Annotated in this window: 11 protein-coding genes; 9 read left to right on the top strand and 2 right to left on the bottom strand. The window is 61.0% G+C overall.

The genetic code is table 11. The features are described 5' to 3' along the window. The first annotated feature begins 186 nt into the window (after positions 1–186). The 8 genes from QN245_RS21135 (at position 187) to QN245_RS21100 (ending at position 14,784) form a co-directional block, all read left to right on the top strand. On the top strand, positions 187–1,968 hold the full coding sequence (locus tag QN245_RS21135; protein WP_160969160.1) for an autotransporter assembly complex protein TamA: 1,782 nt from the start codon (positions 187–189) through the stop codon (positions 1,966–1,968). Further along, positions 1,965–5,807, top strand: coding sequence for a translocation/assembly module TamB domain-containing protein (locus tag QN245_RS21130; RefSeq protein ID WP_317844170.1), 3,843 nt, complete (start codon positions 1,965–1,967; stop codon positions 5,805–5,807). The genes QN245_RS21135 and QN245_RS21130 overlap by 4 nt, the downstream gene beginning before the upstream one ends. Before the next feature lie 108 nt (positions 5,808–5,915). Beyond that, positions 5,916–10,148, top strand: coding sequence for an RHS repeat domain-containing protein (locus QN245_RS21125; protein ID WP_317844169.1), 4,233 nt, complete (start codon positions 5,916–5,918; stop codon positions 10,146–10,148). 64 nt (positions 10,149–10,212) lie between these two features. Next, positions 10,213–10,530 carry a hypothetical protein gene (locus tag QN245_RS21120; protein ID WP_317844168.1) on the top strand — a complete coding sequence of 106 codons (318 nt, stop codon included), beginning with the start codon at positions 10,213–10,215 and terminating at the stop codon, positions 10,528–10,530. A 67-nt stretch (positions 10,531–10,597) separates the two neighbouring features. Further along, entirely contained in the window at positions 10,598–10,906 is a 309-nt protein-coding gene (locus QN245_RS21115) for a hypothetical protein (RefSeq protein WP_317844167.1), read from the top strand. A gap of 145 nt (positions 10,907–11,051) precedes the next feature. Beyond that, the gene (locus tag QN245_RS21110; RefSeq protein ID WP_317844166.1) at positions 11,052–12,014 is read left to right on the top strand and encodes an RHS repeat-associated core domain-containing protein; all 963 of its coding nucleotides are present in this window, start codon (positions 11,052–11,054) and stop codon (positions 12,012–12,014) included. Positions 12,015–12,030: 16 nt separating this feature from the next. Next, positions 12,031–12,423: a hypothetical protein gene (locus QN245_RS21105; protein WP_317844165.1), complete on the top strand. Its 393-nt coding sequence runs from the start codon at positions 12,031–12,033 to the stop codon at positions 12,421–12,423. A 201-nt stretch (positions 12,424–12,624) separates the two neighbouring features. Beyond that, positions 12,625–14,784: a S46 family peptidase gene (locus tag QN245_RS21100; RefSeq protein WP_425612891.1), complete on the top strand. Its 2,160-nt coding sequence runs from the start codon at positions 12,625–12,627 to the stop codon at positions 14,782–14,784. Between the two features lie 111 nt (positions 14,785–14,895). Here the strand turns inward: QN245_RS21100 and QN245_RS21095 are convergent, their stop codons facing one another. After that, positions 14,896–15,123: a hypothetical protein gene (locus QN245_RS21095; RefSeq protein ID WP_317844164.1), complete on the bottom strand. Its 228-nt coding sequence runs from the start codon at positions 15,121–15,123 to the stop codon at positions 14,896–14,898. 47 nt (positions 15,124–15,170) lie between these two features. On the opposite strand from QN245_RS21095, the gene QN245_RS21090 reads away from it, so the two are divergent. Next, entirely contained in the window at positions 15,171–15,785 is a 615-nt protein-coding gene (locus tag QN245_RS21090; RefSeq protein ID WP_317844163.1) for a DNA-3-methyladenine glycosylase, read from the top strand. A gap of 243 nt (positions 15,786–16,028) precedes the next feature. Here QN245_RS21090 and QN245_RS21085 read toward each other — a convergent pair whose 3' ends face one another. Continuing rightward, on the bottom strand, positions 16,029–16,523 hold the full coding sequence (locus QN245_RS21085) for a gluconokinase (protein ID WP_160969192.1): 495 nt from the start codon (positions 16,521–16,523) through the stop codon (positions 16,029–16,031). Between the last annotated feature and the right edge of the window lie 330 nt (positions 16,524–16,853).

The raw sequence follows: 16,853 nt of genomic DNA, 5'->3' as shown, positions 1-16,853 counted from the left end.
GCCGCCGTCGCCACGGCTTGGCAAGCGGCGCCAGCGCACCCGCGTTTCCCGGCGTAGACGCCTCGACGCAGTGGGTCCGGGAAGCGCGAAATCAGCTGCGGAGAGGCCGCCGCGTCCGACATCCCGGTCACGCATAACAAACGTCTAGTTAACAGCTTCACATGGGGTGCCGGTATTCTGACGCCCATGCGACCCATCCCCCGTCTCGCCATCGTCCTGTCCCTGCTCTCCCTGGCCGGCCTCGCCGAGGCCCGCGGCGTCATCGAAAAGGTGCAGATCCAGGGCCTGAACAAGGACGACGACGCGGCGATGATCGAGAACATCCAGGTCTCGCTGTCGCTGTACGACGCCATCGGCAAGGACCAGGGCGAGTCGCGCCTGGAGTACCTGCTGAGCCAGGCCGAACGGCAGACCCGGCAGGCGCTGGAGCCGTTCGGCTACTTCACCCCCACCATCACCGTCGAGGCGCCGCGCCAGGACGACAAGCTGACCGTGGTGGTGCACGTGGACAAGGGCGAGCCGATCCGGGTGCGCAATTTCCATGTGGGCATCACCGGCCCGGCCGAGGACGACCGCTACCTGGGCGACGACTTGAAGAACTTCCGTCCGCGCAAGGGCGACATCTTCGTCAGCAGCGTCTATGAGACCAGCAAGGTCACCATCACCCGGCGCCTGGCCGAACGCGGTTACTTCGATGCCGACTTCACCCAGCGCAAGGTCGAGGTGACCCGCGCCGACCACGCCGCCGACATCGACCTGAGCTGGGACAGCGGCCGCCGCTACAACATGGGCCCGATCCGCTTCCACCAGGACTATTTCAACCAGAAGCTATTCGATCCGCTGGTGTACTGGAAGGAAGGCAGCTACTACCACGAAGGCAAGCTCGACCGCCTGCGCGAGTCGCTGGTCAAGCTCGACTATTTCAGCGTGATCGACCTCCAGCCCAAGCCGGAAGAAGCCGACGCCAACGGCGACGTGCCGGTGGACGTCAACCTCACCCGCGCCAAGCGCAGCATCTACACCGCCGGCCTGAGCTACGGTAGCGAGAGCGGCGCCGGCGTGCGCCTGGGCGTGGACCGCCGCTACGTCAATGCACGCGGGCACAAGCTCAGCACGCAGTTGGACTACGCGCAGAAGCGCAAGAGCTTCATCACCAGTTACCGGATCCCGGCGTTCCGGTGGCTCGACGGCTGGTACACCACCTCGCTGCGCGTCTACGACGAGCAGACCGATTACATCGACCTGCGCAACGTCAAGCTCACCGGCAGCCGCAGCGGCCAGATCAACGAGCACTGGACCGCGATCGCCTCGATCAATGCGCTGCGCGAGCGCTGGCGCTACTCGACCGACGAGGTCTTTGACGGCGCGCTGTACCAGACCTCCACGCTGTTCTATCCGCAGATCGAAGCCGACTACGTCGGCGTCGACGACAAGGTGTTCCCGCGCAAGGGCTTCAGTGGCAACATCAGCCTGCGCGGCGGCGCCGAGGGCGTGGGGTCGGACGCCAGCTTCGTGCAGGCGCACATGCGGGTGAACTGGTTCCACGGCATCGGCGACAACGACCGCCTGATCCTGCGCGGCGAAGCCGGCAGCACCTGGACCGACGCGCTGGTGGCGATGCCGCCGAGCCTGCGTTTCTTCGCCGGCGGCGACAACAGCATCCGCGGCTATGCGTTCCGCGAGGTCGGCCCGCGCACGCCGCGGCCGGACCGTTTCGCGCTCGGCGCCAAGCACGTGCTCACCGGCAGCGCCGAGTACGAGCACTACTTCAAGGGCGGGCCATGGGGCGGCGCGGTGTTCGTCGATAGCGGCAGCGCGTTCGACGACACGCCCGACTGGCACACCGGCGTCGGCTTCGGCCTGCGCTGGCGTTCGCCGGTCGGCCCGGTGCGGGTAGACATCGCCCATGGCTTGAACGACCCGGATTCGCAGTTCCAGCTCTATCTCAACATCGGAGCCAATCTGTGAGCGCGCCGCTGGAGCCGACGTCGCCCGCCGCGCCGCCGCCGCCGCGGCGCCCGCGCTTCTACCGGCGCAAGCGCTTCTGGTGGGGTTCGGCGCTGACCATTGCCGGCCTGTTGTTGCTTGCCGTGATCGCGCTGTACTGGCTGCTGCAGACCGTGGCCGGGCGCGACGTGCTGCTGGCGCAGGTAGTGGCGCGGCTGCCGGCCGGCTCGACGCTGACCTGGGAGCGCGCCGAGGGGCCGCTGGCCGGCCCGCTGACCCTGCACAACCTGGATTTCCACTACAACGAGATCCACTTCACCGCCGAGCGCGCCTACCTGGATCCGGACATCCGTCCGCTACTCGGGCGCAAGCTGCAACTGGATGCGCTTGAACTGACCAACGCCACGCTCAACCTGGCCAAGAGCGACGAACCGTTCGAACTGCCGCGCTGGCCGCAGTCGCTGCCGCAGATCGAAGTACCGCTGGCCCTGCAGGCCGACCGCATCGCCATCGACGGCCTGCGCATCACCCAGGCGCAGCAGCCGATGATCGACATCCGCACGCTGCGCGGCGGCGTGGAAGTGGCCAACGGCGAGTTCCGCGCCACCCAGGTGGTGGTCAACAGTGACCGCGGCGATTTCCGCGTCAATGGTGACTACCTGCCGGGCCAGGACTACAAAGCCGACCTCACCGCCAGCGCGGTGCTGCCGGCTGCGCGCGGGCGCACCCCGGCGCGCCTGGGCCTGGTCGCACGCGGCGACCTGGACAAGATGGAAGTGGCCATCGCCGGCAACGCACCGGCGCCGCTGCGCGCCACTTTGGTGTTCACCGGTCGCACCGATCCGGTGTGGCAATTCGCCGCCAGCAGCAAGGCGCTGGATCCGTCGCTGCTGGTACCGCCGGCCGACGACGCGCCGGCGGCCGTGCCGCTGGCCTTCGACCTGCATGCGAACGGCAAGGGCGGCAATGCCGACCTGCAGGGCGAGCTGTCGCGCGACGGGCAAAAGCTCGTGCTCGATCCCTCGCACCTGAGCCTGGACAACCAGGTGCTCACGGTCGCGCCGCTGCAACTGCGTGCGTTCGACGGGCAGCTGCGCCTGCGCGGCACCGCCGATCTGCGCGACCCGAATAACACGCAGCTGCGCTTCGCGGTCAACGCCAGCGGCATGAGCTTCGCCAGCGCGCCGGATCCGTCCACCCCGAACGCGCCGGCCGTGCCGATCAAGCTGGTCGAGGCCAACCTCGGCGTGGCCGGCACGATGAAGCAGTGGGCCACCTACGGCGAGGCCACCGTCGCCCGCGGCAAGGACAGCGCCAAGTTGCAGCTGGACGTGCGCGGCGACGATCGCCAGGCGCAGCTGAAGCAGGTGCGCGCGACCATGCCCAGCGGCACCCTCGACCTGGGCGGCAACGTGGCCTGGGTGCCGGAATTGAACTGGGACGTGCAGGGCACGCTGGCCGGGTTCGACCCGGGCTACTTCGCACCGGGCTGGGACGGCAAGCTGTCCGGCACCTTCGCTTCGCAGGGCAAGCAGTTGCCGGCGCGGCCGGACGGCAGCGCCGCCGGCTACCAGGCCACGCTCGATATTCCACGCGTGAACGGAAACCTGCGCAGTCGTCCTCTCGACGCCAACGCCAAGCTCGCGCTGCAGGGCAGCCAGAGCGAGGGCAAGCTGCAGCTGAGCCTGGGCGATAGCCGCCTGCAGGCGCAGGGCAAGGTCGGCGACCAGCTCGACATCGACGCGCAACTGCAGCCGCTGCAACTGGCCGACCTGCTGCCGGGCGGCGCCGGCAGCCTGCGCGGCAGCGTCCAGATCAAGGGACGCCGCGACGCCCCCGACCTCACCGCCGACCTCACCGGCAGCGGCCTGAAGTGGGACAGCTACGGCGCCGACAGCCTCAGCCTGCGCGGGCGCCTGCCGTGGCGCGGCAACGGCGGCGAACTCGCCCTGCGCGGTAGTGCACTCAATGCCGGCGTGCTGCTGCAGACGCTGAGCGTGGATGCGCGCGGTGCGGTCGAAAACCTGCAACTCGACGCCAAGACCCAGAACGACATGGGCGCATTGGCCCTGGCCGGGCAGGTGCGCCGCGACGGCGCGCGCTGGCAGGGCGCCTTGAACACGCTGCGCATCGCCCCGGCCAAGGGCGAACCGTGGCAGCTGCGGCAGGCGGCCAATTTCAGCGTGGCCGGCAGCGCCTTCAGCCTGTCCGAGAGCTGCCTGGCCCCGGGCAGCGGCGGTGCATTGTGCGTGTCTGCCGACTGGCCGAAGCAGGGTCTGACCCTGCGCGGCGATGCCTTGCCACTGGCCCTGGTGCAACCGTGGCTGCCACCCAACAGCGGCCGCAAGATGTACCTGCGCGGCGACCTGTCCATCGACGGCAACTTCAAGCCTGCCGGCAACGCCTGGCAGGGCTCGTTGCGCCTGGCCTCGCGCGAGGGCGGCCTGCGCCTGGGCGACAATGCCCGCGGCGAACTGCTGCGCTACGACCAGTTCAGTTTCGTCACCGATTTCAGCGCCCAGCACATCCACTCCAAGCTCGGCATCGGCTTCCAGGGCGACGGCTTCGTCGACGCCACCGTCGACACCGGCTGGGACGCGTACGCACCGTTAAACGGCGAGATCTACATGAACATGTCGAAGCTGTATTGGCTCGAACTGTTCTCGCCCGACCTGGTCCGGCCCAAGGGCCTGGTCGAAGGCCACGTCAGCCTGCGCGGCACCCGCTCGCAGCCGGCGATGGGCGGCGACGCCACGCTCAGCAACTTCACCGGCGAACTGCCGGCGCTGGGTCTGACGCTGAGCGAAGGCAAGGGCCGCTTCGACGCGCAGCCGGACGGCTCGGCGCGCATCGTCGCCTCGGTCAAGTCCGGCGAAGGCACGCTCAACGTCGACGGTGGACTGTCCTGGTACGGCGACAGCACGCCGCTGCAGTTGAACATCCGCGGCACCAACGTGCTGGTGTCCAACACCGCCGAACTGCGCGCGGTGGCCAATCCCGACCTGCAGTTCGGCATCGCCAACAAGACGATGATGCTGAGCGGCCAGGTCACCGTGCCGTCGGCCGACATCGACCTGGAACGGCTGGACCGCGGCACCTCGCTGTCCGAGGACGTGGTGGTGCTGGACCCGGCCGATCCCGAGGCCGCGCCGAGTTCGCCGCTGGAGATGGACCTGCGGGTGACCCTGGGCGACCAGGTCAAGATGGCCGGCTTCGGCCTCAAGGGCGCGCTGACCGGCGCCATGCAGGTGCGCTCGCGGCAGGGCCGCGAAATGACCGCCACTGGCGGGCTGGACGTCAGCGGCAAGTACAAGGCGTACGGGCAGGACCTGACCATCACCCGCGGCCAGCTCACCTGGAGCAACAACATCGTCTCCGACCCGCGCATCAACATCCGCGCCCAGCGCCAGGTCGCCGACGTCACCGCCGGCATCGACGTCACCGGCCGCGCCACCGCCCCGCATGCGGACGTGTGGTCGGACCCGTCGATGTCGCAATCCGAGGCCATGTCCTACCTCGTACTGGGCCGCAGCCTCAGCAACACCAGCAGCGCCGAAGCCGACCAGGTCACCGCCGCGGCCAGCGCACTGTCGGCCGGCAGCGGCCTGCTCGCCTCGCAGCTTGGCGCCAAGCTCGGCTTCGACGACGCCGGCGTCAGCCAGTCGCGCGCCCTCGGCGGCTCGGTGGTGGGCTTCGGTAAATACCTCTCTCCGAAACTCTACGTCAGCTACGGCGTGTCGCTGATCGGTAGCGGCTCGGTATTGACGCTGAAATACCTGCTCGGCCGCGGCTTCGACGCCGAGGTGGAATCGAGCACGGTGGAAAACCGTGGGTCGGTGAATTGGCGGAAGGAGAAGTAGTGCTGGTCGGACCCGCAACCACCCAGACGATCTGCTTGACAAAGCCTTAGCAAATTTAAGAGAGTTATGTCTACCCTCGGCGCAACGCCTTGGGACTAGGGGATGACAATGCTCAGTAAGTTTGGGGGACTTCGTTTCGTTGTCCTGCTAGTGCTCTTCTTTTTCGCAACATGGCCGGCAATGGCTGTTGTAACGCCTCAGGATGAATATGAGGACCGGTTGCGTGATTCTCAAACTGTAGCTTCTTTGGGCGGACAAAGCTTTGGTGAAAATATAAGCCTCTATAGCGGTGCAATGTCGTTTAGACAAGTAGATATTAATCTGCCTGGCATTGGCTTGCCAATTCAGCTTGTTCGCACTTACGATGTTAGGGATTCGCGCGCTGAAGAAGGACCCTCTCGAGCATTCGCCGATTGGAGGCTGGAAGTTCCCCATATTGAAACTTTATTTGAAGCGTTTTCAGAGCAATCGGATTATAAGGGAACATTCTTTAGCGGAAATCGCTGCAGTGGTTTCGCGAAGGCACCCACAATTTTCATGAATACTGGTCTACATTCCTCTGTGAGGTATACAGCTGAAAATTGGTGGGGTGGCTATCAGCTCGTAATTCCCAACGTGGGTTCACAGGACCTGCTTCTCCGTGATGCTTCAAATTCTCTGTCACCAACGATGTATGAAGCAGATGGAACGGCTAAGAGTTTTCCAATTGTAACAAAGCAACAGTGGATGATAAGCTGTCTGCAATCCACCAGTAATGGGTTATCTGGCCAAGCTTTTCTTGTAGTCTCGCCGGATGGAACAAAATACTGGATGGACTGGCTGGTTTACAGGCCATACCCAGAATTAAATTTTACCAGAACACGAGATTACGCTTTTAAGCGAAAGATGGCCATGATGATGGTCTCTCGTGTAGAAGATCGTTTCGGAAATTCTTTGCAGTATCAATATGATGGGTCTGGAAACCTCATCAAAATCCAAGCCAGTGACGGTCGTGCAGTAACGATAAATTACGAATCGTGGCAGGGAGCGAATACTTCCACTCCAGGAAATCGTATTGTTTCGGCCACATTGCAAGCTTCAGACACTCCAATCAGGACGTGGAAATACGGCTATCAAACCGCGTCAGATTCCCGAGTCCGACTGGCCTCGGTGTACCTGCCAGACAATAGTGGCTGGAGTATTGATTTTTCTGGTTTTACGGATTGGCAGGGCTCGCCATCAGTAGTTTCTTATTACCCGAATGCTTGTGCTCCTGTCGCAACTCAAAATTCAGGAACCAAGAGCGGAACAGTGCGCCACCCTTCTGGGGCGGTTGCGACATTTGTATTAGGTTCGATCGTTAGGGGGCGATCACATGCAGAGTATGTTTGCAACGGTGGTGGGCCCAATGGTGAGCCTTCATACCTGAAAAAATTTAATCTTTATACAGTAAGCGCAATATTGAGCAAGACAATTTCTGGACCCGGCATTTCACCTCAAAAATGGTCGTATAGTTATTCCGGCCCGAATAACAGCTGGGAAAAGGATTGCAATTCGGGATGCACAAACACTGTGTCGACCGATGTGACAGATCCGAATGGTGCCACCTCAAGATACATTTCGAGCAATCGACTTGATTATTCTGAGGGCCAACTGTTGCGCGTCGAAGAATATACCAGTGCGGTTGGATCGGCCATTCTAAGGGCAACTGACTTTGGCTATGCTGCTCCTGGATCTGGTTCTTGGCCAAAAAAAATCGGAACAGTTTTTTTGGACATAATGAACGATGGACAGGCAGTAGAGGTTTCCCCGTCGTCCAGAAAAACCGTAAATCAGGCTGGCACAGTCTATGAGTACTTGATAAGCACTTTCGATAACTTTGGGCGACCCGTCGCTTCGTCCCGTTATAGCCCTTGGTATGCTCGAAAAGATTCCATTGAGTATTATGATGATTATTCAAAATGGATCTTGGGCAATAAATCCAAGGCAACTAATGATGACACTGGGGCTGTGGAATCCAAAGTGGTTTACGACGCTAATGCAATGCCAAAGCAGATTTGGAGCTTTGGGCGGCTTCTACAAACCTTGAACTATAACGGCGACGGAACCTTAGCCAACATCGTTGACGCAAACAACGGCGTCACGAACTTCTATAACTGGAAGCGGGGCGTTCCACAGTCCATATTGTTCCCTGACAATAGCTCTGTATCAACAACTGTCAATGACTATGGATTGATAACTTCACTTTCTGATGAAAACGGCTACCTTACAGGCTACAGCTATGATGTAATGGGAAGGCTTGTAAAAGTATCTTACCAAGGCAATGACATTACAAATTGGAACGATACGAATCAGGCGCTTGAACAAATAGCGTCAGTTGAATATGGGCTGCCCGCCGGCCATTGGCGGCGAACTGTTTCCGCAGGGAACTATCGCAAAGTAACCTACTTTGATGCCTTGCTGCGTACAGTTCTTACGCGTGAAGTCGATCTCGCAAATGAGGGCTCAAGCCAACGCTATCAAAGATTTTCATACGACTACGCAGGGCGTCTCAAATTCGCGTCATATCCTAGTGACACAGCGCAGGTGAACACCGGCGTATGGAGTGACTATGACGCGCTTGGACGCAAGGTCGTTGTATCGCAAGATTCGGGATCAGAAGCTTTGAAGACTGTTACGGAATATTTGCCCGGCAACCAAATTCGTGTGACTGATCCGAGAGGCAATATAACGTTAACTGGCTATCAGATCTTTGATAAGCCGGCCTATGATATCCCCGTTTGGGTTCAGCATCCAGAAGGTGGTGTCACTGAGATTGCGCGCGACATCTTTGGAAAGCCAGTTTCTGTACGGCGTCGAGATGCTAACGGTGTTTATTCGCTTACTCGAAGTTACGTATATGACGCATATCAGCAACTTTGCAAAACGGTAGAGCCAGAAACTGGCGCTATCGCCAATGGCTATGACGCCGTAGGCAATATGGTATGGAGCGCGGCTGGCTTGGCGCTGCCAAGTACTACATCGTGCGACGCGGATGCGGCCTTCGCCTCTGGGCGCCGGGTCGATCGTAGCTACGACGTGCGCAACCGAATCAGGTCGCGTAGCTTTCCGGATGGTAATGGCAATCAAGCGTGGATCTACTGGCCGGATGGCGCGGTCAAGCAGATCACCACGCTTAACAATGGTGTCGCCACATACAACAGCTATGCATACAACAAGCGTCGCCTGTTGATCGCCGAAAGCCAGGGCCAGGCCGATGGCGAGACTTGGGCGCTGGGCTACGCCTATGATGCCAACGGTAATCTCGCCGCACATCGTTATCCGTCGGGACAGACCGTGGACTATGCGCCCAATGCCCTGGGCCAGCCGACTAAGGCCGGCAGCTACGCCACCGGCGTGAGCTACTATCCGAACGGCGCGATCAAGCAGTTCACCTACGGCAACGGCATCGTCCATACCCTGACACAGAACGCGCGTCAGTTGCCGGACACCAGCCAGGATGCCTATGGCGGTACCGCCTTCCTCAACGACGGCTACGACTACGATGCGAATGGCAATGTAGCCGGCATCAGCGACGGCGCCACCGGGCGTAACCAGCGCGGCAACCGCACCATGACCTATGACGGCATGGATCGGCTGATCAAGGCTGAGTCGCCGATGTTCGGCACGGCTACCTACAGCTACGACGTGCTCGACAACCTGACCCACGTCGTTGCGCCGGGCCGCGATCACTATTACTGCTACGGCACCAACTGGCAGCTCACCAACGTCAAGACCGGCAGTTGCGGCGGCAGTACGGTCATCGGCATGAGCTATGACCCGCAGGGCAACCTCAGCAACAAGAATGGCCAGGCCTTCGTGTTCGACTACGGCAACCGCCTGCGTCAGGCGACCGGCAAGGAGACCTACCGCTACGACGGCTTTGGTCGTCGCACGCTGGCGCTGCAGAGCGCTGGCAACATCGGCTCGTTGTACGACCAGTCCGGAGCACTGCGTTTCCAGAAGAACCAGCGCCAGTCCAAGTCTACCGACTACATCATGCTGGGTGGCAGCCTGGTCGCCGAAGCCGACTGGCCGCTAGGGCAGGCGCTCTCGGTCAAGGACTACGTCAACTGGAACCCAGTCTCCGGCGCGACCCGCTATGTGGTGGAAGAGAGCGTGGACGGTGTCACTTGGACTGCGGTGTATGACGGCAGCCAGGGCAATTGGACCTCGTTGGCCAGGCCGGCAGGAATCTATTCGTACCGCGTGACCGCTTGCACGGCTGACGGCAACTGCACCGCGGCCTCGAACGTGACGCATGACCAGCGGCCTGCGGTGGACATCGTGCCGCTGTTGTATCAGCTGCTGCTGAACAGTTGAAGGTTGCGGTGCCGGAAGAACGGCATCCGCAATCTAATCTTTAATTTCTTAATGGGGAGCTTTTATGCGTTTGATCTTGATGTTGGGATGTGCGCTGCTCTGGATGTCTTACAGCGATTCGGCGAGTGCCTTGCAGATCATCACGGGCAAGGTGACGCAGATCGAGGCGACCTACATGCCTACCCAGATCCCTTTTCTCCTTAGCGAGGGGAATGCCACGTGCCCCGCCGGAAAGCCGGTTTATTGGGCAAAGGAGCAGGAAAACAACAAGGCGATCTACGCGATGTTGATGTCGGCATTCGTCAGTGGGAAACGCGTGACCTTGATCATGGACGACAACGATACGTCGTGCACCGGAAAGTTCATCTACATGGTTGATTGACTGGGTAGGATGCAAGCGAGCCAGCCATCTGAAAAGCACAACAATTAACGGAAGAGAAGAACGAGCTATGAGAACGACATGGGCCACGTTGTTGCTGTTTGCCAGCCTGAGTGGGCCAGCATCGGCAAACGAGTCGATGCAGAATGTCGACGTCGTACAACTGGGCACATATCAGGCCCATGCTGACCATTTTGTCTGGCTGTCAGACACGCCAGCGGAATGCAAGTCCACATCCGGGACCCAAGTCCTGCATTTTCAAGACGACCAACCAGGTGGCAAGGCGTTGCTGGCCGTCTTGATGACGGCGTTAGTGAATAAGCGCAAGATCGATGTGCAGACCAATGGCTGCGACATCGTTGAGGTCTACTTGAAGTAAGCCGGCTCTGGCGGAGTCTGCACCGTAGATTTCGTTGGGTACGTTGCACAGTAATGTTGCTAGGGGAAGCGTTGTCGATTCGACTTCTACGAGAAAAGTCAATTATACATCGCGCATCTATGGTTCCAACTCGCAAGGACGAGTAATGTCAAATTTCCAGGGGATTTGTGCGGCACTGCGCCTGATGGCTGCAGCCGGCCTTTCATTGCTCATCGCCTTCGGCGCCTCGGCACAGACGGTCCGCTATATCCATACGGATGGGCTGGGATCTCCTGTATTGGTGACTGACAAGGACCGCAATGTCGTCGAGCGGAGTGAGTATGAGCCTTATGGAAGTATTCTGAATCGCCCATTGTCGGATGATGTTGCGTACGCTGGTCACATTGGGGACGCAATAACCGGCCTGACGTATATGCAACAACGATATTATGATCCTGCAGTTGGCCGATTCCTAAGTAGCGACCCTATAGGTAGTCAAAACGGAGCCAACTTCAATCGCTACTGGTACGGCGGGAACAACCCATATAGATATATCGATCCAGACGGAAGGCTCGGGAAGGACAAGGATGGGAACTCAGAACCTACCATCCCTGTCGCAAATATGGACACAATCACTGTAACGCCTACAACTGATTCCAGTTGGAGTTGGATTACAGATAGAAATTGGTTTACCGGAGACGGAAGTCTTACTGATTTCGGGGCGATTTGGCACGATATATATTATCCGCTGATGGACACGCCCGAGGGCGCCCCCTTTAAACTGGCGGGATTGGCGGGAAAAGGATTTTTCTGGTTTGAGGGAGCATCAAATTTTTCAAGAGAGTTGCGGGTCGCTGACCTAGGAGTAAAAGGTACAGTAACGGAACTTAGAGGAGCTTTTACAGTAAAAGATGGTGTTGCAACAATGCGCGTCGATATGCTGGAAGGGCGGATATTAAATCCGTACAGAATTGTTGATAACATGGTTGAAACCGCAAGGGCTACGGGGGCAACTTCGCTCCGAATAGAAGCATCTTTTGCTAATGAGAAGTTGTTTGACTTTTTGGCAAGGCGCTACAACGTGGTATCAGAAGGTGCAAACGAAACTATAACAATTTCATTGAAGTGAGCGATTAGATCTGCCTATGAATCCATATATTCGCGCGCGCAGAATTTTACGTGAAACATGCAACTTCATTAGTTCAGCGGAAAGCCCTGCAATTCCAAAAGAATTTAGTGCCGTATCACTTGGTGAATTCATCGGAATTTATCAAAACAAATCGGATAGTGTCGGTAATGTTGCTTTCTTTTTTGATGGATTAGCATGGGTTGAGGACTTGGCAATAAGAAAAATAAGGTATGACGAAATAAAGAGGGCTTCCGTGCCTTATGGAAAAAACGACTTGTGCGTCTCAATTCAGCTCACAAGCGGTGGAGAAGCTTTGATACCGGTGACAGGAACAAGCGGAAAATTTTTCGACACGATGCAGGTCATTAGGTTTATAAGCCGCGTGGTGGAAGATCTAAATAGAAAGTAGCCGGGATTTCACAATATAAAATGGCTCGACATATCGCTTATGAGTCAGGCGAGTTTGAGGCTGGATCACTCTACTAGGTCCGCGGTGTGGGCTGCGGCTAAAGTAATCACAGCGTGGCAAGCTTGGTACGCGAATTGAACCAGTTGTCGCCCTATGCCACTCGAGCTAAGGTAGAAGCATTTATTTAGCCTCAAAGATCGTATGGCCCTGCAAAACTGCCTCGTTGCCTCTCTCACCCTAAGCCTCGCTCTTATCGCCACCGCGACCACCACCGCCCATGCCGACGAAGGCATGTGGATGCCATCGCAGATGCCGGAGCTAGCCAAGCCACTTCGCGAAGCAGGCTTCCAGGGTGATCCGCAGGTGTTGGCCGAGGTGACCCATCCGCCGTTGAGTGCGGTGGTCAAAGTCGGAGGTGGGACCGGGGCCTTCGTGTCCGGGGACGGGTTGCTGTTGACCAATCACCACGTCGCCTATGGAGTGATCCAGTACAACACGTCAGCGAAGGAGAACCTGATCGAGAACGGGTTCATCGCGCGGGATCGCGCCGACGAGCGCGCGGCCAATCCCGATTTCCGGGTGCTGGTGACGGTGGGCTTCGACAAGGTCACCGATCAGGTGCTGGGGTCGGCCAAGGGCAAGACGGGGCGCGCCTACTACGATGCGGTGGATGCGGCGAGCAAGCGGATCGTTGCCGACTGCGAGCGCGAGGCTGGGGTGCGCTGCAGTGTCGCCAACATGTATTACGGCACGGACTTCTACCGGATCCGCCAGCTGGAGCTGCGTGACGTGCGCCTGGTGTATGCGCCGCCGCGGGCGATCGGTAATTACGGCGACGAGATCGACAACTTTATGTGGCCGCGGCACAGCGGCGATTTCACCTTGCTGCGCGCCTACGTAGGCAAGGACGGCAAGCCGGCGGACTACAGCGCCGACAACGTGCCCTACCAGCCGCCGGCGCATCTGCAGATCGCCACCGATGGGCCGAAGGCCGGCGATTTCGCGATGCTGGCTGGGTATCCGGGCATCACCTATCGGCATCGCACGGGGGCCGAGTTCGCCGAGCAGGTGGGGGCGACGCTGCCGCAGCGGGTGGCGGTGCTGGACCAGTTGATCGAGGTGATCGAGGCGTCGGGCAAGGCCGATGCGGAGGCGCGCACGCGCTACGCGTCGCAGCTGCAGTCGCTTAAGAACAACCGCAAGCGGGCCGCTGGCGAACTGGAAGGGCTGCAGCGCAGCGATGCGGTTCGCTTGCGCGCGGAGGATGAGCGCGGCATGCTCGCGGCTACGCATGGCAGCGACGCGCGCGACATCGCCGCGCTGCAGAAGCTGCTTGGTCAGGCTTCGGCGCTGCGCGAGCGCGACCTGTTGCTGGGGTTGGTTGCCACGCAGACCCAGGCGCTGCGTTCGGCCCTGACCCTGGAGCGGCTGCGGCTGGAGGCAAGCAAGCCCGACGATCAGCGCGAGAGCGGCTATCAGCAGCGCGACCTGGCGCTGATCGAGGGCATGCTCAAGCAGGTGCAGCGGCGCTATTCGCCCACCGTGGAGAAGGCGCTGCTGACGACGCTGCTGATCCGCTATCAGCAACTGCCGGAGGCGCAGCGGGTGCCGGAGTTCGATGCGGCGTTCGGGCGGACGCCGGCGCAATTGCAGGCGGCGCTGGACAAGGCCTATGCCGACACCGCGCTGGGCACCGAGGCCGAGCGCCTGTCTCGCTTCGCTGCCGCGCGTGAAGGCAAGGCGCCTGCGGCCGATCCGTTGCTGACGTTGGCCGTCATGCTGGTGCCGGCGCAGCTGCGGCTGGACGACGAGCGCAAGGCGCGCGAAGGTGAGCAGTTGCGGCTGCGCCCGGCCTACATGCGTGCCCTGTTCGCCTGGCGCAAGCAGCAGGGGCGTGCGGTGTATCCGGACGCCAACAGCACGCTGCGGATCAGCTATGGCCGCGTCGAGCCGCTGGCGCCGCGCGATGCGGTCAGCTTCGCGCCGCTGACCACGGTCGCCGGCATCGTCGAGAAGAACACCGGCAAGGAGCCGTTCGATGCGCCCAAGCCGCTGCTGGCGGCGATCGCCAAGGGCGACTTCGGCAGCACGGTCGATCCGCAGTCGAAGACCCAGCCGGTGAACTTCCTGACCAACCTGGACACCACCGGCGGCAACTCCGGCTCGCCGGTGCTCAATGCGCGCGGCGAGCTAATCGGGCTGAACTTCGACAGCAACTGGGAGGCTGTCAGCGCCAGTTGGTGGTACGACCCGCGCTACAAGCGCGCGATCCATGTGGACATGCGCTACCTGCGCTGGTTGATGGCCAAGGTGTATCCGGCACCGCAATTGCTGAAGGAGTTGAACGTTCCGCAGGAGTGAGTGGGGCAGGTCGGAGATGCGGACGATGCTTGGCGTTGCCTCAAGCAGAATCGGGGCGGGGCATGCGATGTGCCCTGCGCCCTGATGCGGTGGTGGCATGACTGGTAAAACTCAGTCGCCGTCGCAGCGGTCGAACACGCTCCGCACCCCGGCCGCTGCCTCGGTCAGAGAGCCGCCACCGTTCACCGCGATGCGTGGTGCGTCATCGGAGACGAGGAAGAAGATCGTGATTCTGGAGACCTCCTGCGTCGGGACTGAAGTCCCTCCCACACGGGCGGCATGCCGCGCCGTTGGCAGACTCAGCATTCGGTTGGAAGAATCACGATGCTCGAAATGCATCGTCGCGGCTCACTCAGCGACTCTGCCGCAGGGCTTAGACTTACTGGATGAATCTGCTTGTCGCTAAGCCCTTGCCACGTGCGTTCTATGCGCGTGATGCCCGTGTGGTGGCGCCGGAACTGTTGAACAAGCTGCTCGTCACCGCCGACGGTCGCTGCGGGCGTATCGTCGAGGTGGAGGCCTACTGCGGTGCGGAGGATCCGGCGGCGCATTCGTTCCGCGGCATGACCCCGCGCACGCGAGTGATGTTCGGTCCCCCCGGACATCTGTATGTGTACTTCATCTACGGCATGCACTGGGCGCTCAACGCAGTGTGTGGCGGTGCGCCGGGGCATGCGGTGCTGATTCGCGCCCTGGCGCCGGTGGCCGGGATCGAGGCGATGCAGTTGGCACGCGGCGCGGTGCGCGCGGCCGATCTCACCCGTGGGCCGGGGCGCCTGGCCAAGGCGCTGGGTGTATCCGGTGCGGACAATGGGCTGGACCTGACCACGCGACAGTCGCGCCTGTGGCTAGGCCAGGACGGGACGCCGCCGCCGACCGCGCCGGTTGTCACCCAGCGGGTCGGCATCAGCAAGGCGACGGACGCGCCGTGGCGCTGGCACGTGCCCGACGAGCCGAACGTGTCGCGCTTCGTGGCGGGTCGGACGAAGCGCCGCCGGTAGTGTGGCGCTTGTAGGCATCGTCGTCCTACAAGCTGCAGGAATGCCGGCGCCTTGCCCGACGTCACAAGCCAAAGACACGCAATGCGGTTGTGACGGAAGGCGCGTCGGTTCGGCTAGGAAAGCATGTCTCAGGTGCCTTCGCTTCGTTCGTCGCGGCTGAAGCCACTCCTACGACGGGCAGCTTGCGTCATCACCGCCACAAACCCGGCGTGCATGGTTGAGGATGTACCGACGAGGAACGCGCTAGGCGATGGCGGCGCTTGCATCCAGTTGCGCGATGGCATCGGCCACGACCGTGGCGAACGGTGCGTCCACGTCCACCGAAATGACGTCGGGCTCGTCCAGCGGGAGCTCCAAGGTGTCGAGCTGGCTCTGCAGCAGCGTCGGTGGCATGAAGTGGCCGTGACGCGCGGCCAGGCGCTCGGCGATCACATGCGCGGCCGCGTGCAGGAACACGAAGCGCATCGGCACGCCTGTATCGCGCAACTGTTGCCGATGCGCTTTGCGTAGCCCGGAGAAGGCCAGCACCACGCTTTGTCCGGCATCCACCGATGCGCGCAGGCGCTGCGCCAGGGCCGCGACCCAGGGCGCGCGCTGTGCGTCGCTGAGCGGAATGCCGTGCGCCATCTGTGCCTTGGCGGCAGCACTGTGGAAATCGTCTGCATCCAGGAAGGTCAGCCGGTAGTGCGCCGCCAGTGCCTGGGCGACGCTGGTCTTGCCGCTGCCGGACACGCCCATCACGACGATGGCTTCGGCGTGCGGGGGCGGGGACGAGGCGAGCTGTGTCACGTGGTGCGTTTCCTGGCGGTGTTTTGCGCATGATGCCTGGATCAGCGTTGCGTGCGCATGCAGTGCGTTCGGTGCCGTTGGTGCGGGTTTAGCTGCGCTCGCCGAGGGCTGGTGTTTATCGCGTTGCTGAGTCGCTGAGCGCTTGGCTCCGTCTGGCCAGCCGCGTCGGGGCCGAAGCCCCTCCCATAGAGGATTCCGGCCGAACACCGTGGAGGCACGCTGCCACATTCGGTGGCTGGATTCTCTCTCCGCGCTTACGCGTTGTTCGTCTTGTTGCAC

Origin of the sequence: Xanthomonas rydalmerensis (genome assembly GCF_033170385.1) — a bacterium.
GTDB classification, from domain to species: domain Bacteria; phylum Pseudomonadota; class Gammaproteobacteria; order Xanthomonadales; family Xanthomonadaceae; genus Xanthomonas_A; species Xanthomonas_A rydalmerensis.
This window is presented reverse-complemented; position numbering and strand designations above follow the sequence as displayed.

Bases quoted from the DNA above. Each gene is read 5' to 3' on its own strand.
- QN245_RS21135 (WP_160969160.1), top strand. From the start codon at position 187: ATGCGACCCATCCCCCGTCTCGCCATCGTCCTGTCCCTGCTCTCCCTG.
- QN245_RS21125 (WP_317844169.1), top strand. From the start codon at position 5,916: ATGCTCAGTAAGTTTGGGGGACTTCGTTTCGTTGTCCTGCTAGTGCTC.
- QN245_RS21120 (WP_317844168.1), top strand. From the start codon at position 10,213: ATGCGTTTGATCTTGATGTTGGGATGTGCGCTGCTCTGGATGTCTTAC.
- QN245_RS21115 (WP_317844167.1), top strand. From the start codon at position 10,598: ATGAGAACGACATGGGCCACGTTGTTGCTGTTTGCCAGCCTGAGTGGG.
- QN245_RS21110 (WP_317844166.1), top strand. From the start codon at position 11,052: ATGTCAAATTTCCAGGGGATTTGTGCGGCACTGCGCCTGATGGCTGCA.
- QN245_RS21105 (WP_317844165.1), top strand. From the start codon at position 12,031: ATGAATCCATATATTCGCGCGCGCAGAATTTTACGTGAAACATGCAAC.
- QN245_RS21100 (WP_425612891.1), top strand. From the start codon at position 12,625: ATGGCCCTGCAAAACTGCCTCGTTGCCTCTCTCACCCTAAGCCTCGCT.
- QN245_RS21095 (WP_317844164.1), bottom strand. From the start codon at position 15,123: ATGCATTTCGAGCATCGTGATTCTTCCAACCGAATGCTGAGTCTGCCA.
- QN245_RS21090 (WP_317844163.1), top strand. From the start codon at position 15,171: ATGAATCTGCTTGTCGCTAAGCCCTTGCCACGTGCGTTCTATGCGCGT.
- QN245_RS21085 (WP_160969192.1), bottom strand. From the start codon at position 16,523: ATGGGCGTGTCCGGCAGCGGCAAGACCAGCGTCGCCCAGGCACTGGCG.